The 21,401-nt window shown below is 67.0% G+C and carries 18 protein-coding genes; 15 read left to right on the forward strand and 3 right to left on the reverse strand.

Annotation, left to right across the window (positions count from 1 at the left end):
- Positions 1-53: 53 nt before the first annotated feature.
- The 4 genes from recC (at position 54) to motA (ending at position 10,116) form a co-directional block, all read left to right on the forward strand.
- A complete protein-coding gene (recC, locus tag AC1DOP_RS01825; RefSeq protein WP_477249450.1) occupies positions 54-3,497 on the forward strand; it encodes an exodeoxyribonuclease V subunit gamma in 3,444 nt (1,147 codons plus the stop codon).
- The gene (recB, locus tag AC1DOP_RS01830) at positions 3,494-7,153 is read left to right on the forward strand and encodes an exodeoxyribonuclease V subunit beta (protein ID WP_477249452.1); all 3,660 of its coding nucleotides are present in this window, start codon (positions 3,494-3,496) and stop codon (positions 7,151-7,153) included. The genes recC and recB overlap by 4 nt, the downstream gene beginning before the upstream one ends.
- Positions 7,150-9,138, forward strand: a complete 1,989-nt coding sequence (gene recD / locus AC1DOP_RS01835; RefSeq protein WP_477249454.1) for an exodeoxyribonuclease V subunit alpha — start codon at positions 7,150-7,152, stop codon at positions 9,136-9,138. The genes recB and recD overlap by 4 nt, the downstream gene beginning before the upstream one ends.
- 117 nt (positions 9,139-9,255) lie before the next feature.
- Entirely contained in the window at positions 9,256-10,116 is an 861-nt protein-coding gene (gene motA, locus AC1DOP_RS01840; RefSeq protein WP_441934222.1) for a flagellar motor stator protein MotA, read from the forward strand.
- An 84-nt stretch (positions 10,117-10,200) separates the two neighbouring features.
- On the opposite strand, the gene AC1DOP_RS01845 is transcribed toward motA, so the two are convergent.
- Both AC1DOP_RS01845 and AC1DOP_RS01850 read right to left on the reverse strand, forming a co-directional pair.
- Positions 10,201-11,142, reverse strand: coding sequence for a serine hydrolase (locus tag AC1DOP_RS01845; protein ID WP_441934224.1), 942 nt, complete (start codon positions 11,140-11,142; stop codon positions 10,201-10,203).
- Between the two features lie 303 nt (positions 11,143-11,445).
- Positions 11,446-12,462, reverse strand: a complete 1,017-nt coding sequence (locus AC1DOP_RS01850) for a sulfate ABC transporter substrate-binding protein (protein WP_477249457.1) — start codon at positions 12,460-12,462, stop codon at positions 11,446-11,448.
- A 209-nt stretch (positions 12,463-12,671) separates the two neighbouring features.
- On the opposite strand from AC1DOP_RS01850, the gene AC1DOP_RS01855 reads away from it, so the two are divergent.
- From AC1DOP_RS01855 to AC1DOP_RS01890, 8 genes are all read left to right on the forward strand, one after another.
- Positions 12,672-13,190 (forward strand): GNAT family N-acetyltransferase, encoded by a 519-nt coding sequence (locus AC1DOP_RS01855; protein WP_441934228.1) that lies wholly within the window; start codon positions 12,672-12,674, stop codon positions 13,188-13,190.
- Between the two features lie 115 nt (positions 13,191-13,305).
- Positions 13,306-13,977, forward strand: coding sequence for a YcbK family protein (locus tag AC1DOP_RS01860; RefSeq protein ID WP_477249459.1), 672 nt, complete (start codon positions 13,306-13,308; stop codon positions 13,975-13,977).
- A gap of 90 nt (positions 13,978-14,067) precedes the next feature.
- On the forward strand, positions 14,068-14,349 hold the full coding sequence (locus tag AC1DOP_RS01865; RefSeq protein WP_441934231.1) for a DUF378 domain-containing protein: 282 nt from the start codon (positions 14,068-14,070) through the stop codon (positions 14,347-14,349).
- A 14-nt stretch (positions 14,350-14,363) separates the two neighbouring features.
- A complete protein-coding gene (locus AC1DOP_RS01870) occupies positions 14,364-14,819 on the forward strand; it encodes a metallophosphoesterase family protein (protein ID WP_441934233.1) in 456 nt (151 codons plus the stop codon).
- Positions 14,820-14,901: 82 nt separating this feature from the next.
- A complete protein-coding gene (locus AC1DOP_RS01875) occupies positions 14,902-15,318 on the forward strand; it encodes a hypothetical protein (RefSeq protein ID WP_441934234.1) in 417 nt (138 codons plus the stop codon).
- 78 nt (positions 15,319-15,396) lie between these two features.
- Positions 15,397-16,203 (forward strand): transporter substrate-binding domain-containing protein, encoded by an 807-nt coding sequence (locus tag AC1DOP_RS01880; RefSeq protein ID WP_477249462.1) that lies wholly within the window; start codon positions 15,397-15,399, stop codon positions 16,201-16,203.
- 21 nt (positions 16,204-16,224) lie between these two features.
- Complete coding sequence (locus AC1DOP_RS01885; protein ID WP_441934238.1) at positions 16,225-16,896, forward strand: amino acid ABC transporter permease; 672 nt, start codon at positions 16,225-16,227, stop codon at positions 16,894-16,896.
- A 95-nt stretch (positions 16,897-16,991) separates the two neighbouring features.
- On the forward strand, positions 16,992-17,492 hold the full coding sequence (locus tag AC1DOP_RS01890) for an EAL domain-containing protein (RefSeq protein ID WP_477249464.1): 501 nt from the start codon (positions 16,992-16,994) through the stop codon (positions 17,490-17,492).
- A gap of 50 nt (positions 17,493-17,542) precedes the next feature.
- Here AC1DOP_RS01890 and AC1DOP_RS01895 read toward each other — a convergent pair whose 3' ends face one another.
- On the reverse strand, positions 17,543-19,219 hold the full coding sequence (locus AC1DOP_RS01895) for an electron transfer flavoprotein-ubiquinone oxidoreductase (RefSeq protein WP_441934242.1): 1,677 nt from the start codon (positions 19,217-19,219) through the stop codon (positions 17,543-17,545).
- A gap of 223 nt (positions 19,220-19,442) precedes the next feature.
- Between AC1DOP_RS01895 and AC1DOP_RS01900 the strand changes: the two genes are divergently transcribed.
- Genes AC1DOP_RS01900 through AC1DOP_RS01910 form a run of 3 tightly spaced genes read left to right on the forward strand, consistent with a single transcriptional unit; the run spans position 19,443 to position 21,399 of the window.
- The gene (locus tag AC1DOP_RS01900; protein WP_441934452.1) at positions 19,443-20,183 is read left to right on the forward strand and encodes an SDR family oxidoreductase; all 741 of its coding nucleotides are present in this window, start codon (positions 19,443-19,445) and stop codon (positions 20,181-20,183) included.
- Positions 20,180-20,926 (forward strand): alpha/beta fold hydrolase, encoded by a 747-nt coding sequence (locus AC1DOP_RS01905; protein ID WP_477249466.1) that lies wholly within the window; start codon positions 20,180-20,182, stop codon positions 20,924-20,926. Before AC1DOP_RS01900 ends, AC1DOP_RS01905 begins: the two co-directional genes overlap by 4 nt.
- A 41-nt stretch (positions 20,927-20,967) precedes the next feature.
- Positions 20,968-21,399 carry an acyl-CoA thioesterase gene (locus AC1DOP_RS01910; RefSeq protein ID WP_441934246.1) on the forward strand — a complete coding sequence of 144 codons (432 nt, stop codon included), beginning with the start codon at positions 20,968-20,970 and terminating at the stop codon, positions 21,397-21,399.
- The last annotated feature ends 2 nt before the right edge of the window (positions 21,400-21,401 follow it).

Genomic DNA, 21,401 nt, shown 5'->3' on the forward strand with positions numbered 1-21,401 from the left:
TTCGGGAACCCCCTTGGTAGTATCCTGCGGGGGTCTATCCGAAGTCTTCCACCATGCGATCCCCGATCTCCCCCGGCCTCCTCATCCTCCACGGCAACCAGATGGAGCTGCTGCGCGCCGCCGTCTTCGACTGGCTGCGTGCCAATCCCCTCGGTCCGCTCGAGGAGGAAATCATCCTCGTGCAGTCGAACGGCGTGGCCGAATGGCTGAAGATCGCCCTGGCCGAGGAGCTGGGCGTGTGCGCGGCCACCCGGGTGGCGCTGCCGGCGCGCTTCCTGTGGGAGGCCTACCGCGGCATGCTGGGGCCGGAGCGGGTGCCGAAGCGCTCGCCCTTCGACAAGGACGCGCTCACCTGGCGCCTGATGCGCCTGCTGCCCGAGGTGCTGGCCAAGGAACAGTTCGCGCCGCTGCGCCACTTCCTGCTGGATGGCGATCCCGAGCGCCGCCTGCAGCTGGCGGAGCGCCTGTCCGATCTCTACGACCAGTACCAGGTATATCGCGCCGACTGGCTGACCGACTGGGCCAAGGGACTCGACCAGCTGCGCCGGCCCGGCGGTGAGCCGGTGCCGCTGGCCCCCGACCAGTGCTGGCAGGCCCAGCTCTGGCGCGAGGTCCACGAAAGCCTGCCGCCGGAGCGCCGCTGGTCGGGCCGCGCCACCATCCACCAGCAGTTCATGGCCGCGGTCGAGGAAGACCGCCAGCCGGCCCAGCGCCTGCCGCGCCGCGTGGTGCTGTTCGGGATGTCGACCCTGCCTTACCAGACCATCGAGGCGATGGCCGGCCTGTCGCGCCACACCCAGGTGCTGCTGGCGGTGCCGAATCCCTGCCAGTACCACTGGGGCGACATCATCGAGGGCCGCGAACTGCTGACCGCAGCCTACCGCCGCCACCAGGGGCGCAACGGCAGCAACCTGGCCGAGATCCCGGTCGAGGAACTGCATGCGCACAGCCATCCGCTGCTGGCCAGCTGGGGACGCCAGGGACGCGACTTCGTGCGCATGCTGGACGAGTTCGACGGCGGCCAGGGCGCGAAGTTCGGCAACCTGCGGGTCGACCTGTTCAACGAGGGCGACAACGGAAGCCTGCTGTCGCAGGTGCAGGCCGCGGTGCGCGACCTGCTGCCGCTGCTTGAGCATCCGCACGTGCCGCCGGAGCCCGGCGACCGCTCGATCGAATTCCACATCGCCCACAGCGCCCAGCGCGAGGTGGAGGTGCTGCACGACCAGCTGCTGTCCTGGTTCGAGGACAGCGATGGCACATTCGGCGACCAGCCCCTGCGTCCGCGCGACGTGGTCGTCATGGTGCCGGACATCGACACTTTCTCGGCCGCCGTCCACGCGGTGTTCGACCAGCACAAGCGGAACGACCCGCGCTACATCCCCTTCGAGATCGGCGACGTCAAGGACCGCAGCGTGAACCCGCTGCTGGTGGCCATGGAATGGCTGCTGCGCCTGCCGCAGCAGCGCTGCCGCCAGAGCGAGGTGCGCGACCTGCTGGACGTGCCGGCGCTGGCCGCACGCTTCGGCCTGGAGGAGGATGACCTGCCGACCCTCGGCCGCTGGATCGAGGGCGCAAGCGTGCGCTGGGGCCTGGACCAGACCCACCGCGCCGGCCTCGGCCTCGGCTCGGCCGGCGAGCAGAATTCCTGGCTGTTCGGGATCCGGCGCATGCTGCTGGGTTACGCCACCGGCGCCGGTCCCAGCTTCGGCGACATCGAGCCCTATGCCGAAGTCGGCGGCCTCGATGCGGCCCTGGCCGGCGCCCTCGCCGAACTGGTGGAGAGCCTGCTGGCCTGGCGCGAACAATTGGATGCCGTCCTGACCCCGGTGGAGTGGGGCGAGCGCGCCCGCGCCCTGATGGCGCGCTTCTTCCGCGCCCGCGACGACGAAGACCGCATGATGCTGAACCAGCTCGAGGAAGCCCTGCAGTGCTGGCTGGAGATCTGCGAGAACGCGCTGTTCGAAGAGCCGGTACCGCTGGGCGTGATGCGCGAAGCCTGGCTGTCCGAACTCGACCAGCCGGCCCTGAACCACCAGTTCGTTTCCGGCGGCGTCACCTTCTGCACCCTGATGCCGATGCGCGCCGTGCCTTTCCGCGTGGTCTGCCTGCTGGGCATGAACGACGGCGATTTCCCGCGCCGCGGCCACCAGTCCGATTTCGACCTGCTGGCGCTGCCCGGCATGCAGCGTCCGGGCGACCGCTCGCGCCGCGACGACGACCGCTACCTGATGCTGGAAGCGCTGCTGGCGGCGCGCGACAAATTCTACGTGAGCTGGGTCGGCCGCAACGTGCGCGACAATACCGAGCAACCGGCTTCGGTGCTGGTCTCGCAGCTGCGCGACTACCTGAAGGCGGGCTGGGACCTGGACCTCGATGAGCGCACCACGATGCACGCCCTGCAGCCTTTCTCGCGCCGTTATTTCGAACGCGGCGGCCTGCTGACCTATGCCGGCGAGTGGCGTTCGGCGCACCGCGATGACGAAGAATCGGCGCTCGAGGGCGACGCGCTTCCGCCCTACGAGCTGGAAGCCGACTACCGCCTCAAGCTGAGCGAGCTGGCCAGCTTCCTGCGCCAGCCGGCACGCTACTTCTTCCGGCGCCGCCTGGGCGTCAACTTCGGCAGCCACGAGGTGGTGGGCGAGGACGAGGAACCGTTCTCGCTGGACGCCCTCGACCGCTACTTCCTCGAGGACGCCCTGCTTGGCGAAGACAGAAATGCGGACAGCGGCACGCCCGAACCCCAGGACGAGGTGCGCCAGGTACTGGATGCGCGCGCCCAGCGCCTGGTGCGCGAGGGCAGGCTGCCGATCGGCCTGGTGGGCCGGCAGTGGCAGCAGCAGCTGGTGGAAGAACTGGTGCCGGTGCGGCGCAGCTGGCTGGCGCTGGGTGCCCGCTATCCGACCCCGGCGGCCAAGCTCGTCGTCAGCCTGGACCTGGACGGCCGGGGCGCCGTACCGATCCTGCTCGACGACTGGATCGACAAGCTGCGCAGCAATGACGACGAGACCGTGTGGTTGCTGCAGATCTCGTCCAAGGTCCTGGATCGCAAGGGTGCGCCGCGCGGCGACAAGCTGATCGGCCCCTGGCTGCGCCAGCTGGCGGCAAGTGCCGTCGGCGAGGCGGTGAGCGGTTACCTGGTGGCGCGCGACGCCACCCTGAAGATGGCGCCGCTGGATGTCGAGGCCGCCCGCGCCACCCTCGGGAAACTGGCCGCGCTGTGGCGGGCCAACCTCGACCACCCGCTGGCGGTGGCCTGCAAGACAGCACTGGCCCAGCTGGCCGGGGACGACCCGCGCGAGGCCTACGATGGCGGCTTCGAGATCGGCGGCGAGGTCGATGATCCGGTACTGGCGCGCATGTGGCCGGAATTCGCCGTGCTGCGCGCGTCCGGCGACTGGCCGCGTACGGCCGAGGCCCTGTATGGTCCGCTGGCCGCCTGGCTGCGCGACAGCGTGCAGGTGACCCGCTTCGGCGACAAGGAAGGGGAGCAGGCATGAGCCAGTTGCTGCAACCCCTGGATTTCCCCCTGCACGGTTCGCGCCTGATCGAGGCCAGCGCCGGCACCGGCAAGACCTGGACCATCGCCGCGCTGTATTTGCGCCTGGTCCTCGGCCACGGCGAAGCGAACGGCTTCGCCAGGCCGCTGCTGCCGCCCGAGATCCTGGTGATGACCTTCACCCGCGCCGCCACCCGCGAGCTGTCGAACCGGGTGCGCGAACGCCTGGTGCAGGCCGCCGCGTACTTTCGGGGGGAATCCCATGCGGACGATCCCTACCTGGAAGCGCTGGCCGACAGCTATGCCGACGATGCCGCGCGCCTGGTCGCCGCCCACCGCCTGGTGCTGGCCGCCGAAACCATGGACGAGGCGGCGATCTTCACCATCGACGCTTGGTGCCAGCGCATGCTGCGCGAGCACGCCTTCGACAGCGGCAGCCTGTTCGACGAAGAGCTGGTCAGCGACGAGCGCGCCCTGTTCGAGGACGCCGCCAACGACTACTGGCGCCAGCACGTCTATCCGCTCAACGGCCATGCCCTGAAATCGCTGCTGGCGGTCTGGCCCGACGTCGAGGCCCTGAAGGGCGCGGCGCGCGAGCTGGTCAAGCGCGCCGAGCTGCTGGGCCCGGACTGCGTCGACGAGAACGGCAATCCGAGCGACATGGCGCCGCTGGGGGCCGTGATCGCTGGCGTCGAGCGCGCCCAGCAGGCCAGGCTGGCGCGCCTGAAGGAAGGCTGGAGCGAACGCGCCGATGCGATGGAGTCCTGGATCGGCTCGCACCGGGCGGCGAATCCGCGCTGCTTCAACGGCAACAAGATGCGTCCCGACTCGCTGGTCAAATGGTTCGAAGCCCTGCGCAGCTGGGCCGCCGATCCCGCGCGGGTCATGCCCGACCTCGGCGACGCGGCCTGGCGCCGCCTGACCCCGCACGGCATCGCCGATGCCTTCTCGCGCGACTTCAGCGCCGAGGTGCCGGAATGCTTCGAACATACCGAAGCCCTGAAGGAAGCGCTCGACCGGATCGAGCCGATGGCGCACGCGCTGCTGCGCCACGCCGCCTGCAATATCGCGCGCCGCATGATCGACCTGAAGCGTCGCAACCGCCAGTTCGGCTTCGCCGACATGCTGGCGCGTCTGAAGGCCGCGCTCGAAGGGGCGAACGGCGAAGCGCTGCGCAAGCGCATCCTCGACCAGTTCCCGGTCGCGATGGTCGACGAATTCCAGGATACCTCGCCCGACCAGTACCGCATCTTCGACCTGCTGTACCGCGTGGCCGACAACGATCCGGGCCACGGCCTGTTCCTGATCGGCGACCCGAAGCAGTCGATCTACGGCTTCCGCGGCGCCGACATCCATAGTTATCTGTCGGCGCGGCGCGCCACCGAAGGGCGGCATTACCAGCTCGGCACCAACTACCGTTCGACCAAGGCGCTGGTGAAGGCCGTCAACCGCCTGTTCGAATACGCCGAGGGAGAGGGTACATGCGCCGGCTACGCCGCCGGCGCCTTCCGCTTCCGCAAGGACGGCCGGAATCCGCTGCCCTTCGAGCCGGTCGACGCGGCCGGGCGCGGCCAGGAACTGGTCGGCGTGGACGGTCCCTTCCAGGCGCTGGCGGTGGCCTCGACCCCGCGCGACGACCTGCGCGCCGAGGACTACCGCGAGTTCTTCGCCCACCACTGCGCCGAGCACATCGTGACCCTGCTGAACGATCCGCAGGTGGGCTTCCGCGACCGCGAGGGCGGATTCAAGCGCCTGATGCCTGCCGATATCGCGGTGCTGGTGCGCGACCGCCGCGAAGCCTCGGCGATCCGGCGCGCGCTGGTGCAGAGGAAGGTCGCCAGTGTCTACCTGTCCGACCAGGATTCGGTGGTCGAGAGCCAGGAGGCGGTGGACGTGCTGCGCTGGCTGCAGGCGGTCGCCAGTCCGCTCGACGGCGCGCTGGCGCGGACCGCCTTCGCCACCGCCACCTGCGCGCTGCCGCTGACCGAGCTGGCGCGCCTGTCGAGCGACGAACTGGCCTGGGAAGAGCGGCTCGAGCAATTGAAAGGCCTGCACCAGACCTGGCAGCGCCAGGGCGTGCTGGCGATGCTGCGCCGTTTCATCCACGAACTGGGCTTGCCGGCCAAGCTGCTGGCCGCCTCCGGCGGCGAGCGGCGCCTGACCAACCTGCTGCACCTGGCCGAGCTGCTGCAGGAAGCCAGCCGCGAACTGGATGGCGAACAGGCCCTGATCCGCTGGTTCGCCGAGCAGATCGAGGGACTCGGGGAAGGCGGCGATGAGCGCGTGCTGCGCCTGGAGAGCGACGCCGAGCTGGTCAAGGTCGTCACCGTGCACAAGTCGAAGGGCCTGGAATACCCGCTGGTCTACCTGCCGTTCGCCGTCACCGCGCGCAAGACCGACCGCCGCAACCGCGCCTTCTTCGAATACGTGGTCGAAGACGGTGCGCGCCGCATCGACCTCGGCCTGAGCGAAGATGCGCTGCAGGCGGTCGACCGCGCCCGCCTGGAGGAAGACCTGCGCCTGCTGTACGTGGCGCTGACCCGCGCGCGCCACTTCCTGTGGCTGGGCGTGGCGGCGGTGGCGGCCGGCCGCAAGGGCGAGAACCGCCTGCACGAATCGGCGCTCGGCTACCTGCTGACCGGCGGCGAACCGATCGGGGCCGACGCCATGGCCGAACGTTGGGAAGCCCTGCGCGGCGACCTGGACGCGATCGAGCTGCACACCCTGGACGCGCCCGAGGGCTGTACCCGCCTGGCGCGCGCCGACGTGCGCCCGGAGCTGGTCGAGGCGCCGGCCTTTGCCGGCCAGTTCGAGCGCAACTGGGCGGTCGGTTCCTTCACCTCCCTGACCCGCCACACGGTGGCGCCGCCGACCCGGCCGCAGGAAGAGAACCTGCTGGAAGAGGACGAGCCGGGTACGGTCGAAGCCTTGCGGGTGGACGACGCGCCCTGGCACCGCTTCCCGCGCGGCGCCACGCCCGGCAACTTCCTGCACGAGCAGCTGGAGTGGATGGCGCAGGAAGGTTTTGGACGCATCGACGAGGACGACTTCATCAAGCGCCTGCACCAGCGCATCAAGCGCGCCGGGTGGGGGAACCGCGTGGATGACGCCATGGCCTGGCTCGATGCCCTGGTCACCTTGCCCTTGCCACCAAGCGGCTGCGCCCTGTCGGAGCTCGAGGAGCTGCTGCCGGAGATGGAGTTCTGGTTCCCGAGTCAAGCCCTCGACGTCGGCGCGCTCGACCGTTTGTGCCGCCAGCGCCTGCTCGGCGACCTGCCGCGTCCGACCCTGCCGGAGCGCCAGCTGCACGGCATGCTGAAAGGCTTTACGGACCTGGTGTTCGAATGCCAGGGCCGCTACTGGGTGCTGGACTACAAATCGAACGCGCTGGGACCCGGCGACGCCGCCTATACCCAGCCGGCGATGGCGGCCGCGATGGCCGTGCACCGCTACGACATCCAGGGCGCCATCTACCTGCTGGCCCTGCACCGCCTGCTGCGCGCGCGCCTGGGCGAGCGCTACGACCCCCGCGAGCAGCTGGGCGGCGCCGTCTTCCTGTTCCTGCGCGGGATCGGGAACGAGGCCACCCGCGGCTGCTACCTGATCGAGCCCGACATGGAACTGCTCGACGGACTCGACGAGCTTCTTGCGACATGAATACCTTTATCGACCCCGACAAGATCGACGTCTTCTGGTTCGAGGTGGAACGCCTGACCGAAGCCGGCGAGCTGCGCCGCCTGTCCGGCGCCTTTGCCCGTTTCGTCGCCTCGCTCGGACCGGCGCCCGGTCCGCTGCTGCTGGCATCCCTGGTGCTGTCCGAACTGGAAGGCCGCGGCCACAGCTGCCTGCTGCTGTCCGACCTGGCCGAGGACGCGGCCGCGCTGCTCGGCCTGCCCGCCGAGGAGTGGACGGAACTGGCCGCCGCCATCAAGCCGCTGCCGAAGAACGTCAAGGGCTGGATGGCCCAGCTGGCCGGCTGCGAGCAGGTGTGGCAGGCCGGCACCTTCGATTACGGCCAGCCCCTGGTGCTCGACGGCGATGCCGACGAAGCGCGCCTCTACCTGCGCCGCTACTGGCGCGATGAGACGACGGTGGCGACCAGCGTGCGCGAGCGCGCGCGCGAACGGCGCGAGGTCGACGCCGGCGCCGTGCGCGGCTGGCTGGACCTGCTGTTCGCCTCCCAGCGCGCGTCCGGGACACCTGACGCGGCCCGACCGGACTGGCAGAAGCTGGCCTGCGCGATCGCCCTGCGCGGCAGGATGGCGATCATCACCGGCGGCCCCGGCACCGGCAAGACGTATACGGTGGCGCGCCTGCTGGCGCTGCTGTTCGCGACCGCGCCGGACGCCGCCCGCCAGCGCATCGCCCTGGCGGCGCCGACCGGCAAGGCGGCCGCGCGCCTGAAGCAGTCGATCGACAAGGCGCTGGGCGAGCTGGCCGACAAGGTCGGCGCCCGGCTGCCGTTGCGCGAGCTGACCGCGCGCATGGGCGCCGCCCGCACCCTCCACAGCCTGCTGGGCGCGCGTCCGGACAGCCGCGCCTTCGCCCACCACCGCGGCAATCCGCTCGACGTCGACGTGCTGATCGTCGACGAAGCCTCGATGGTGCACCTGGAGATGATGGCTTCGCTGCTGGACGCGCTGCCGCCCACGGCGACCCTGATCCTGCTGGGCGACAAGGACCAGCTGGCCTCGGTGGAGGCGGGCGCGGTGCTGGGCGACCTGTGTGCCGACGCCCAGGGCGGCAACTACGACGATGCCACCGTGGCCTATGTGCGCGAGGCCAGCGGCGAGGAGATCCCGGCGGACTATGTGCACCGCGGCGGCGCCCTGGCCCAGCAGACCGTGATGCTGCGCCACAGCCGCCGTTTCGGCGGGCCGATCGGACGGCTGGCGCTGGCCGTGAATGCCGGCGACATCGAGGCCGCGGCGGCGGTGCTGCGCGCCCGCGGCGTCCAGGACGTCGAAGGCGCCCACACCCTGCGCTGGATCGAGCACGCCCAGCAGCAACACGCGATCGGACTGGCGCTGGAAGGCTACCGGCCCTATCTGCGCCAGCTGGGCGAGGGACAGGCAATGGGGCAGGACCACGAAGACTGGGTCCGCAGCGTGCTGCAGCGTTTCGAAGCCTTCCGCATCCTGTGCGCGGTGCGCGAGGGCGAGTGGGGCGTCGAGGGCCTGAACACGGCGATCGAGCAGCGCCTCGACCAGACCGGCCTGATCCGCCGCGGCGGCGACTGGTACGTCGGCCGCCCGGTCATGGTGACCCGCAACGACTATTCGACCAATGTGTTCAACGGCGACATCGGCCTGACCCTGGCCGACCCGGGCCGTCCAGGTTCGCTGCGCGTCTACTTCCTCGAAGGCGACAAGGTCCGCAGCGTGCTGGCCACCCGCCTGCGCCACGTCGAGACGGCGTACGCAATGACGGTGCACAAATCCCAGGGCTCGGAATTCGCCCACACGGTGCTGGCGCTGCCGAAAGAGGGTGGGGCGGTGCTGGCGCGCGAGCTGGTGTATACCGGCATTACGCGGGCGAGCCGGGAGTTCACCTTGCTGACGCCGGTGCCGAATGTGCTGGGGGAGGCGATTGGGCGGCGTACGCACCGGGCCAGTGGCTTGCGGGGGATGATCGAGCGATGAGGTCCTGGAACCTCATTTCCGCTTTCGCGGGGATGACGATGTAACTTTGCGCCAGTCTTTGCTTTCCGTGCGGCAACAATGTTAAAGTTGCTGTCTGGGAATTCTGGAGACCGAGCCATGTTGATCGTAGTCGGATTTGTCGTCGTGCTGCTGGCCGTGTTCGGCGGCTTCGTGCTGCAGGACGGGCATTTGGCCGCGCTGTTCCAGCCCTATGAATTGCTGATGATCTTCGGCGGCGCGCTCGGCGCCTTCGTGATCGGCAACGACCGCAAGGCCATCTCGCTGACCTGGCACAGCATCCCGACCCTGTTCCACGGCTCGCGCTACACGCGGGAGCTGTACATGGAGCTGATGGCGCTGATGTTCGACCTGCTGACCAAGGTGCGCCGCGAAGGCCTGATGTCGCTCGAGAACGACATCGACGCACCCCACGAAAGCGCGATCTTCGCCAAGTACCGGCAGGTAGCGATGGACCATCACCTGCTCGACTTCATCACCGACTACCTCCGCCTGCTGGTGTCCGGCACCATGAATTCCTACCAGCTCGAGAACCTGATGGACAACGAGATCGAGACCTACCAGGAAGACGCCGAGATCCCGGTACAGGCGATCAGCAAGCTGGCCGACGGCATGCCGGCCTTCGGCATCGTCGCCGCGGTGATGGGCGTGGTGCACACCATGGGTTCGATCGGCCGTCCGCCGGCGGAGCTGGGCAGCCTGATCGCGGCGGCCCTGGTCGGCACCTTCCTCGGCATCCTGCTGTCCTATGGCCTGGTGGCGCCGCTCGCCAGCCTGCTGCACCGCCGCCACCAGGAAGTGGTCAAGGCCCTGCAGTGCGTGAAGGTGACCCTGCTGGCCAGCATGAACGGCTATGCGCCGACCATCGCGGTCGAATTCGGGCGCAAGGTCATCTCCGCCACCGAGCGTCCGAGCTTCGCCGAACTCGAAGGACACGTGCGGCAGCTGAAGTCGCGCTGAGACTCGCGACTGCCTGCCTGATCGGGCGAAAAAAAAACCGCGACAGTGAACCGTCGCGGTTTTTTTCGTTTGACGCCGGACCGATCAGCGGTGACGGCGGTGGCGCGACACCGGCGCATGCTTGAAGCGGCCGCGGCTTGCGGAGGCCTTGACGCGGGCGCCGCCGGCCGAGGCCTTGATGCGCGGACCGCCGACGGCGGCGCGAGCGCGGACCGGGCTGGTGGCCACCGGCGCATCGTCGCCCAGCACGTGGCGGCGGATGTTCAGGGCGTCCAGCACGCGCACCGAGGAGGCGCCGGCGTTCAGCAGCACCATGGTCGCGTTCTTGCCGGCGGCCTTGATGCGCATGATCAGGCAGCGGCCCGCTTCCTGGGTGTAGCCGGTCTTCGATAGGCCGATGTCCCAGCCCTTGGCGCCGACCAGGCGGTTGGTGTTGTGGTACTCGACGTCGCGGCCCTTGATGTTGATCAGGTGCTCGGAGGAGGTCGTGATGCGGGTGATCTCCGGGTAGTTGGCGGCGGCGGTCGCCATCTTGACCAGGTCGGCCGCGGTCGACTGGTTATGCGGGCTCAGGCCGGTCGGTTCCTCGATCACGGTCTGGGTCATGCCCAGGGCGGCGATCTTGCGCTTCACCGCCATGCGGAAAGCATCCATGCCGCCCGGATAGGTCCGGCCGAGAGCGGCGGCGGCGCGGTTATCCGAAGACATCAGGGCCAGCTGCAGCACGTCGCGGCGCGGAATGGTCGCACCGACCGGCACCCGCGAGCTGCTGTGCTTGAGCATGTCCACGTCCTGCTTCTCGATCTCGATCGGCTCGTTCATGTCCTGGTGGGCATCGAGCACGACCATCGCGGTCATCAGCTTGGTCAGCGAAGCGATCGGCGCGACTGTCGAGGCGTTCTTCTCGTACAGCACCTTGCCGGTGTCGTCTTCGACCACCAGCACCGATTGCGATCCGAAAGGCACGGCGAAGGCGGCCGCGCTGGAAATCGTCATCAGCACCGCAGCGAGGAATTTTTTGATCATGTGTGTGTATGGGGTACGGTTAATGGTCGGGCGCCGGACGGCGGCGGAGCATCAAATCGTTCAGTTAGCCCAATAGCGTCGAGCTACATGGGAACTTTTATTGGCGATCCATAGAGATCGAAACCAACAGCAAGATTCTACAAGAAAAAAGGCCTCGCGTTGAAGCAAGGCCTTCTTTGTGAACGGAAATTTAGCGAATTATCTTAAAGAAATCTCTTAAAAGCGACTCAGCTTTATTTTCCAGCGATTAATCCTGTATATCTATACAGCATTATTGTATTTATACATTCTAATTCGACTTATTTATTTGGATTGATAGATCTTGTCGAATTCGCCGCCATCGTCGAAGTGACGTTTCTGGGCCGCGCGCCAGCCGCCGAATACGTCGTCGACCGTGAACAGTTGGATCAGTTTGTAGTTCGCGGCGTATTGCTTCATCACCTTTTCGTTACGCACGCGCAGGTAGTGCCTGGCGCCGATCGCCTGGCCGGCATCCGAGTACAGGAAGTTCAGGTAGGCGGTGGCTTCCTTGCGCACGCCCTTGCGGTCGACCACCTTGTCGACGATGGCCACCGGGGTTTCGGCCAGCACGGAAATCGACGGGTAGACGACTTCGAAGTTGTCGCCGAACTCGGCGCGCACCAGGTTCACCTCGTTCTCGAAGGTTACCAGGATGTCGCCGATCTGGCGCTGGGTGAAGGTGGTGGTGGCGGCGCGGCCGCCGGCGTCCAGCACCGGCACGTTCTTGAAGATCTTGCCGACCAGCTCGCGGGCCTGGGCTTCGTTGCCGCCTTTCTTGATGACCGAACCCCAGGCCGCCAGATAGGTGTAGCGGCCGTTGCCGGCGGTCTTCGGGTTCGGGATCACGACCTTGACGCCAGGCTTGGCCAGGTCGGCCCAGTCGTGGATGCCTTTCGGGTTGCCCTTGCGCACCAGGAACACCATGGTCGAGTAATAGGGCGAGGCATTGTTCGGGAACTTCTTGGTCCAGTCCTTGGCGACCAGGCCGCGGTCGGCCAGCATGTCGATGTCGTTGGCCTGGTTCAGGGTCACGACCGAGGCTTCGAGGCCGTCGGCGACGGCGCGCGCCTGCTTGCTGGAGCCGCCGTGCGACTGCTTGATGGTGACGGTTTCGCCCGTACTCTTCTTCCATTCGGCGATGAAGGCGGGGTTCACGTCCTTGTATAGTTCGCGCGCGACGTCGTAGGAGACGTTCAGCAGTTCGACCTCGGCGGCCTGGGAGGCGATCGGGAGCGCAGCGCCCAGCGCCAGGGTGAGCGCCAGCAGGCGGCGGCGCAGCGGGGAATAAGTTTGGACCATTATTTGTTCTTCCTTGTAGAGACCAGTGGAAAGCGGATTCATCATCGACGAAGACTCAGGGGAACAGAAGTACATTTTAATCATATGCTTAGAGCGCCTCTTTTGGAGCGGATGCCCGGCGCATGGACGGACAGCAGGATCCCGGACTTTGGGTTATAGTCCGGCCTTCCACATCCCGGAACAACTTTTTTAAACCTCGCAAGTACTACATGGGTATTGACATTCGCCAGGCAACACTGAACGACGCGCCAGCAGCGTGCACACTGCTGCGCCGCTCGATCGAGGAGGGCTGCGCGGCCGATCACGGCCGGCGCGCGGACATCCTCCAGTCCTGGCTGAGCAACAAGACGACGCAGAACGTCAGCGCCTGGTTGTCCTCGCCGAGCAATTACGCGGTGGTTGCCGTCGACGGCGGGGAGCTGGCCGGGCTGGCCCTGCTGACCCAGGCCGGCAAGCTGGCCTTGTGCTATGTGATGCCGGGCCAATTGCGCAAGGGCATCGGCCGCGCCATGATGCGCGCCGTCGAGGTCCAGGCGCGCAGCTGGGACATCGGCCGCCTGCACATGCAATCCCCGGCCTCAGCCAGTCCCTTCTTCGAAACCCTCGGCTATATCAATGCGGGCAAGGACAAGGCCTGTTTCGGCCTCGAATGCGATTTCCTGTGGAAGCAGTTGAATGCGGTCGAGCCGCCGGCCGGCAAGCGATTCTGTAATTGCACCGGCAAATAAGCACAACGGCGCGTAACTGGCGCGTTTGTTGCACGAAACCTTACGTTACACGAACTCATCTTTTTTCCTTTTGTCCATTGAGATATAGTAAGGAAGTTTCAATGATGAGTTTGATATGGCTTCCCGCAGAGATTTTCTTCACCAAGGCTTGCGTCTTACCGCACTCGGCCTGGTCGCGACGCCGCTGATCGACGCCAGGGCCGCCAGGCGCGACGCCGGCGCCTCCAGCCAGGCCACGCCGGACGCACCCAGCATCGACATCGCTCCGCCGCCCGACCTGTTCGACGCCCAGGTCGTCGACCTCGACTTCTGGGTCAAGCCGCGCACCCTGTCCGTGATCCGTCCCGCCAGCGGCGAGCGCAGCAAGGTCCTGTACTGGAAGGATGGCGAGATCATCGACTCGGCCTACCAGGAACTGTGCCACATGCTGCGCGACGTGAACGGCAAGGCCAGCATGGCGATCGACCCCAAGCTGATCGAGACCCTGTGGGCGTCCCAGGCCTTCGTCCAGCGCTACGGCCTCGACAAGCCGCTCGAAATCCTGTCCGGCTACCGCACCCCGGCTTCCAACAACCGCCTTATCGAGCAGGGCGTGCCGGCCGCGCGCCAGTCCCTGCACATGTCCGGCAAGGCGGCCGACGTCCGCATCGCCGGCCTCACCGAGGAGGTGCTGGGCGGCCTGGTGCGCAGTTTCCGCCAGGGCGGCGTCGGCTTCTATTACCGCTCCGGTCCCAAGGGCGGCTGGATCCACACGGACACCGGCCTCAACCGTACCTGGAAGGGCTGAGGCCCGAGCGGTAGGCGGCGCGCGCCCGCGCGCATTTTTGCTATCGTGGTTACCGCATCGACCTTTTCGAGGGAGGACATGATGGCAACCATGAACGCACCTACCATGGAACGGCGGCACCTGCCCGAGCGGCGGGCGGCCGTGCGCGAGGAGCACTCGACGATGTCGGCGATCGACTACATCGCGATGGCCCTGCTGATCATCGGCGGCCTGAACTGGGCCATGGTCGGCCTGTTCGACGTCGACGTCGTCGCCAGCCTGTTCGGCGCCGGCAGCCCGGCCAGCCGGCTCGTGTATGTGATCGTCGGCATTGCCGCCCTGTGGTCGATCTGGACGGCCACCAGGATGGGCCGCGCCCGGCATTCGGGCTGAGCGCACGGCGGGCCATGCGGATCGGACTGATCTCGGATACGCACGGCCTGCTGCGCCCGGAAGCGCTGGCCTTCCTGGCGGGCAGCGAACACATCGTGCATGGCGGCGACATCGGCAAGCCCGAGATCCTCGAGCGCCTGGCCGCCATCGCGCCGCTGACCGTGGTGCGCGGGAATAACGATACCGCCGCCTGGGCCGGGACGATTCCCGAGACCGCCCGCCTGGTCGTGGGCGGGGTGGCCATCCTCGTCATCCACGACCTGAAGGAACTCGCGGGCGAGCCGGCCGCGGACGGCGTGCGCGTGGTCGTGTCCGGGCATTCGCACAAGCCGGCCTGCGTGGAGCGCGGCGGCGTGCTCTACGTGAACCCTGGCAGCGCGGGGCGGCGCCGCTTCAGCCTGCCGATCGCGGCGGGCGAACTGCTGGTCGAGGATGGACGGGTCGAGGCCAGGCTGGTCACGCTCATGTGAGCCGTCCTTCTTGCGCCGCCGGGTATAGTGGCTTAGCATACGCGCCGTTTCCATCCTCATCATCACCGTAGCCGAGCCCCTCATGAGCCAAGATTCGACCAAGGACAGTGCCGAACGCCCCCGTTTCCGTCCGGTGCCCTGGACCCCGCTGGAAACCCCGCAGGACGTCGAACTCTGGATCGATGCGCACAACCGCACCATGCAGGAGATGATCGGCCCGCAGGAGACCGGGATCGGGGTGCGCTTCACCCTGGCGCCGGGCGGCGAGGTCTACCTGCAGACCGCCGGCGACGCCGTGCTGCTGGACGTCGAGCCGGATGCCTCCTGGATCGCGCCGCTGATCATGGCCGCGACCGGGGCCGAACAGCCGTCCGGCCAGGTCTGGGTCCTGCCCGACGACAAGCTGGTGCAGCTGCTGCTGGGTCTGTCGACCCTGGTCGAGAGCACCCTGATCGTCACCGGCCACAACTTCGGCAAGCATAGCCGCAGGCTATATTGATAGACGAATAATTCCCTTTTCGCATGCCCGTAATTGCGTTATAACTCTGGCTCTAGTGCTTGAAAGGAGAGCGAGGCGATGCAAACGGGGTCCCCGAACAATTTCCGTAGAACGCTGCTGGGCGCCGTCGTCGCGGCCTGCGCGGTGCTGGCGTTGCCGGTCCATGCGGCCGACCTGCTCGACGCCGCCAAGGCGCGCGGCACCCTGCGCATCGCCCTCGAGGGAACCTATCCGCCTTTCAATTTCAAGGATCCGAAGACCGGCCAACTGACCGGCTACGACGTCGACGTCGCCAGACTGGTGGCGGCCAGGCTGGGCCTGAAGCCGGAATTCGTGACCACCGAATGGGCCTCGATCCTGGCTGGCCTGGGCGCCGGCAAGTACGACGTCATCATCAGCCAGGTCAACGTCACGCCCAGGCGCGAACAGGCTTTCGACTTCTCCACCCCCTACACCTATTCGACCCCGCAGCTGATCGTGCGCCGCAACGAGCGCATCGAGTACCGGAAGCTGGAAGACCTGAAGGGCAAGAAAGTCGGTGTCGGCCAGGGCAGCGTGTTCGAGCAGCAGGCCAAGGCCATGCCCGGCATCGACGTGAAGAGCTACCCGGCGGCGCCGGAAAACCTGCAGGACCTGGCCTTCGGTCGCATCGACGCGGCCCTGAACGACAGCCTGATGGTGGCCTACCTGCTGAAATCCTCGCAGCTGCCGATCCGCGCCGGCGCCCGCGTGGGCGCGGTCGAGCGCACCGCGGTCGCCTTCCAGAAGAACAATCCGAAGTTCCGTGCCGCCATCGACAAGGCGCTCGAGGACGCCCGCGCCGACGGCAGCCTGAAGGCCGTCTCGGTGAAGTGGTTCGGCGTCGACGCCACCCACGCGCCATGACCGGTCCTTACTGAAGCCGGCATGGCGTTCCAGGAACTGCTGGACTTGCTGCGCGAGTCCGCGCCGGTCATGCTGCGCGGCGCCGGCTACACCCTGCTGCTGGCGGTCGCCGCCATGCTCGGCGGACTGGTGCTGGGCCTGCCCACCGCCCTGATGCGGGTATCGCCGTGGGCGCTGCTGCGCTGGCCGGCGGTGGTCTACGTCAGCGCCTTCCGCGGCACGCCGCTGCTGGTGCAACTGTTCGTCGTCTATTACGGTCTGCCGAGCATCGGCATCGAGTTCACGCCGGTCACGGCCGGGGTGCTGACCCTGTCGCTGAACGCCGGCGCCTACCTGTCCGAGAGCCTGCGCGGCGCCATCCTGGCGGTCGCCCAGGGCCAGTGGCGGGCCGCCTACAGCCTCGGCCTCGGCTGGGGCCAGACCCTGGGCCACGTGGTGCTGCCGCAGGCGCTGCGGGTGGCGGTGCCGTCGATGAGCAATACCTTGATCAGCCTGATCAAGGACACCTCGCTGGTGTCGGTGATCACCATGACCGAGTTGATGCTTGTCACCAAAGAATTGATCTCCGTCACATTCCGTCCATTGCCGCTCTACCTCGCAGCGGCCATCCTCTACTGGATCCTGAGCCTGTTCTTCGAACGCCTGCAACGCCGTGCCGAGCGGCGCTTCAGCCGGGGCCATCAAGCACACTAAGCCTGGTCACCGACATCACGCGCAGCAAGGAGTCGGTCGAGCGGATCTGGCACCCGGCGAATTTCGACGAGCTGACCGGGCTGCCGAACCGCCACATGTTCCGCGACCGCCTGGCCCAGGAGATGCGCAAGGCCGACCGCGGCGCCGGCCAGTACCAGGGCTGGCTCGACTACCTGCGCGAGCTGGCGCTGCCGCCGCAGAGCATCGTGGTGGAGATCAGCGAAGGCGCGCTGCAGGGCGGCGCCGACGCGCTGCTCGGCCGGCTTGCCCAGTGCCGCATGCTGGGGCTGCAGGTGGCGCTGGATCACTTCGGCAGCGGCCATGCCTCATTGGCGTATTTGAAACGCTACGACATCGACCAGGTGAAGATCGACCCTTCGCTGGCGCAGACCCTGGACGGAGAAGGCGGGGAGCTGGCGCTGTACGAGGCGATCGTCGCCATGGCGCACAAGCTGGGACTGAAGGTGGTGGCGGAGGGCGTGGAGACGGCGGTGCAGCGGGCGCTGCTGGTCGATGCCGGCTGCGATTATGCGCAGGGCTATATGTTCGGGCGGCCGATGACGGCGCAGGAGTTGGAAAAGCTGGCGCTGCGCTGACACGTGGGCACACCGTGCCCACGTGCGACGTACGTGTCGCGCCGACCGGATTACATGTTCGGGTAATTCGGCCCGCCGCCGCCCTCCGGCGTGACCCAGACGATGTTCTGGGTCGGATCCTTGATGTCGCAGGTCTTGCAGTGCACGCAGTTTTGCGCATTGATCTGCAGGCGGTCCTTGCCCGAATCAAGCTTCACGAATTCGTAGACCCCCGCCGGGCAGTAGCGCTGTTCCGGACCGGCGTACTTGGCCAGGTTGATCTCGACCGGCACGTCCGGGTTCTTCAGGGTCAGGTGCACCGGCTGGTCTTCCGCGTGGTTGGTGTTCGAGATGAACACCGAGGACAGGCGGTCGAAGGTCAGCTTGCCGTCCGGCTTCGGATAGACGATGGGCTTGAAGCTGGATGCCGGGCGCAGGCATTCGTGGTCGGCGTGCTGGTGGTGCAGGGTCCACGGCGCCTTGCCCTTGAACAGGATCTGGTCGATGCCGGTCATGATGGTGCCCAGGTACAGGCCCTTGCTCATCCACGGCTTGAAGTTGCGCGCCACGTGCAGTTCCTCGTGCAGCCAGGACTGCTCGAAGGCGGCCGGGTAGCTCGCCAGTTCGTCGTTCTGGCGGCCTTCGCCCAGTGCCGCGAAGGCGGCGTCGGCTGCCAGCATGCCGGTCTTGATGGCGGCGTGGCTGCCCTTGATGCGGCTGACGTTGAGGAAGCCGGCATCGCAGCCGATCAGGGCGCCGCCCGGGAACACGGTCTTCGGCAGCGACTGCAGGCCGCCGGCGGTGATCGCGCGGGCGCCGTAGGAGATGCGCTTGCCGCCTTCGAAGAAGTGGCGGATTTCCGGGTGGGTCTTGTAGCGCTGGAATTCCTCGTAGGGCGACAGGTAGGGGTTCTGGTAGGCCAGGCCGACCACGAAGCCGACCGCGACCTGGTTGTTCTCCAGGTGGTACAGGAAGGAGCCGCCGTAGGTATCGGAAGGCAGCGGCCAGCCGGCCGTGTGGATCACCAGGCCAGGCTTGTGCCTGGCCGGGTCGATCTCCCACAGTTCCTTGATGCCGATGCCATAGGTCTGCGGGTCCTTGCCCTGGTCCAGGCTGTACCTGGCGATCAGCTGCTTGCCCAGGTGGCCGCGCGAACCTTCCGCGAACAGCGTGTACTTGGCGTGCAGTTCCATCCCCAGCTGGAAATCCGGACCCGGTTCGCCGTCGCGCTTGACGCCCATATTGCCGGTGGCGACGCCCTTCACGGAACCGTCGTCGTTGTACAGGATCTCGGCGGCCGGGAAGCCGGGGAAGATCTCGACGCCGAGGCTTTCCGCCTGCTGGCCCAGCCAGCGCACCACGTTGCCCAGCGAGATCACGTAGTTGCCGTGGTTGGTCAGCGCCTTCGGCACCATGAAGTGCGGGGTCGCGTAGGACTTGGTCTCGGTCAGGAACAGCACGCGGTCCTCAAGAACGGCGGTGTTCAACGGTGCGCCCAGTTCTTTCCAGTTCGGGAACAGTTCGTTCAGCGCGCGCGGATCCATCACCGCGCCCGACAGGATGTGCGCGCCCAGCTCACCGCCTTTCTCGAGCACGCAGACCGAAACGTCGCGGCCCTGTTCCGAAGCCAGCTGCTTCAGGCGGATGCTTGCCGCCAGGCCGGCAGGGCCGCCGCCGACGATGACGACGTCGTATTCCATCGCTTCGCGCGGACCGTATTGTTCGATGAGGTTGTTGGGCTGAGTCATGTTTTAATAGTGTTAGAAAAATTTAAGCACGAGTGTGCACTTTTTTGCTCATGATTGCAACGCAGCGCGCTATTGTAGGGCAGATATTAGATGCGGCAATCTAAACGAGGCGAATTTGGTGAAGTATGTAATGATTATGTCGTCGCAACAGAATATAGTTCGGTGGGCTCAGGCAGAGGAGTGGAACGTGGGGATTGAAGTCAATTTCGAAGGCAAGATCGCAATGGTGACGGGCGCATCCAGTGGACTGGGCGCGCGTTTCGCGAAGGCCCTGGCAGGGGCGGGGGCGCAGGTGGTGCTGGCCTCGCGGCGCGTCGAGCGCCTGAAGGAGCTGCGCGCCGAGATCGAGGCGGACGGCGGCGCGGCCCACGTGGTGTCGCTGGACGTGACCGACCTTGCGAGCATCAAGTCGGCGATCGCGCATGCCGAGACCGAGGCCGGCCCGATCGACATCCTGGTCAACAACTCGGGGGTGTCGAACACCCAGCGCCTGCTGGACGTCACCGAGGACGATTACAACTACATCATGGACACCAACCTGCGCGGCGCCTTCTTCATGGCCCAGCAGTGCGCGAAGCGCATGATCCAGCGCGCCAAGGGCGATCCCAGGAAGCAGCACCGGATCGTCAACATCGCCTCGGTGGCGGGCCTGCGCGTGCTGCCGCAGATCGGCGTCTACTGCATGAGCAAGGCTGGCGTGGTGCAGATGACCAAGGCGATGGCGGTCGAATGGGGCCGCTACGGCATCAACGTCAACGCGATCTGTCCCGGCTACATCGCCACCGAGATGAACGAGGATTACTTCGGTTCCGAGCAGGGCAAGAAGCTGATCGAGATGCTGCCGCGCCGCCGCATCGGCAAGCCGGAAGACCTCGACGGCCTGCTGCTGCTGCTGGCGGCCGAGGAAGCCCACTTCATCAACGGCACCATCATCACGGCCGACGACGGCATGACGGCGCAATGACGGCACTGGTCGTGGTCCACGGCCTGCTGGGGTCAAGCAGCTACTACGAACCGCAGCGGCGGCTGCCCGGGCTGGACGTGCGCACCCCCGACCTGCTCGGCTACGGCGCGCAGCGCAGCGTGGACATCGGCATCGACCTGCACGCCCAGGCCGAGGAGATCGCGCGCGTGCTGCGCGAGGAAGTCGGCGAGCCGGCCTGGCTGCTCGGCCACAGCGTCGGCGGCGCCGTCATGATGCTGGCCGCGCAGGAGGTGCCGGAACTGGTGCGCGGATTGATCAGCGTTGAAGGCAATTTCACGCTGAAGGACGCGTTCTGGTGCTCGCGCATCGCGCCGATGCTTGACGCCGACTGGGCGGCCGAATACGGCGCCATGGAAGACGATCCGGCCGCCTGGCTGGAGCGCATCGGCATCGAGGCCAGCGACGAGCGCGTCGCCCTGGCGCGCGAGGTCCTGGAAAACCAGCCCTACACGACCATCCAGGCGATGGCGCGCTCGGTGCTCGAAGTGACCGGCGCGCCCGGCTACCTGGAAGGCGTGCGGCGCGTGCTCGGGCTAGGGGTGCCGCTCTACCTGCTGGGCGGCGAACTGTCCGCGGCCGGCTGGGACATCCCCGAATGGGTGCTGGCGCTGGCCTGCGCCAGCCTGGTCCAGCCGAAGGCCGGACACATGATGATGCTCGAGGACCCGGCCGCCTTCTGCGGCATCGTCGGCGACATCGTGCGCCGGCACGCCGGCGGCTGAACGACTACAATGCCTGCTTTTTCAAAACGAAGCAGGCAACGATGAGCAACGAAAAACCGACGCGCAAGCTGATGCACACGATGCGCCAGGCGATCCGCTGGGGCGACATGGACGTGCTGGGCCACGTCAACAACACAGTCTATTTCCGCTACATGGAAAGCGGCCGCATCTGCTTCCTGGAAGAGGCCGCGGGCGAATTCAATATGCAGGGCGAGGGACCGGTGATCGTCACCGCCTACTGCACCTTCATCAAGCAGCTGAAGTATCCGGGCGAGATCGAGGTCCGCACCTACGCCGGCGCCCCGGGCCGTTCCAGTTTCGAAGTCACCCACGAGATCAGCCTGGTGGATGCCGAGGGCAAGGCCGACGTCGTCTATGCGGAAGGCGGCGGCAAGGTGGTGTGGATCGACTTCAAGAAGGAGAAATCGGTGCCGCTGCCGGAGCACCTCAGGAGCGTGCTGCCGGCAGCCTGATC

The organism is Massilia sp. 01N410 (genome assembly GCF_056399665.1).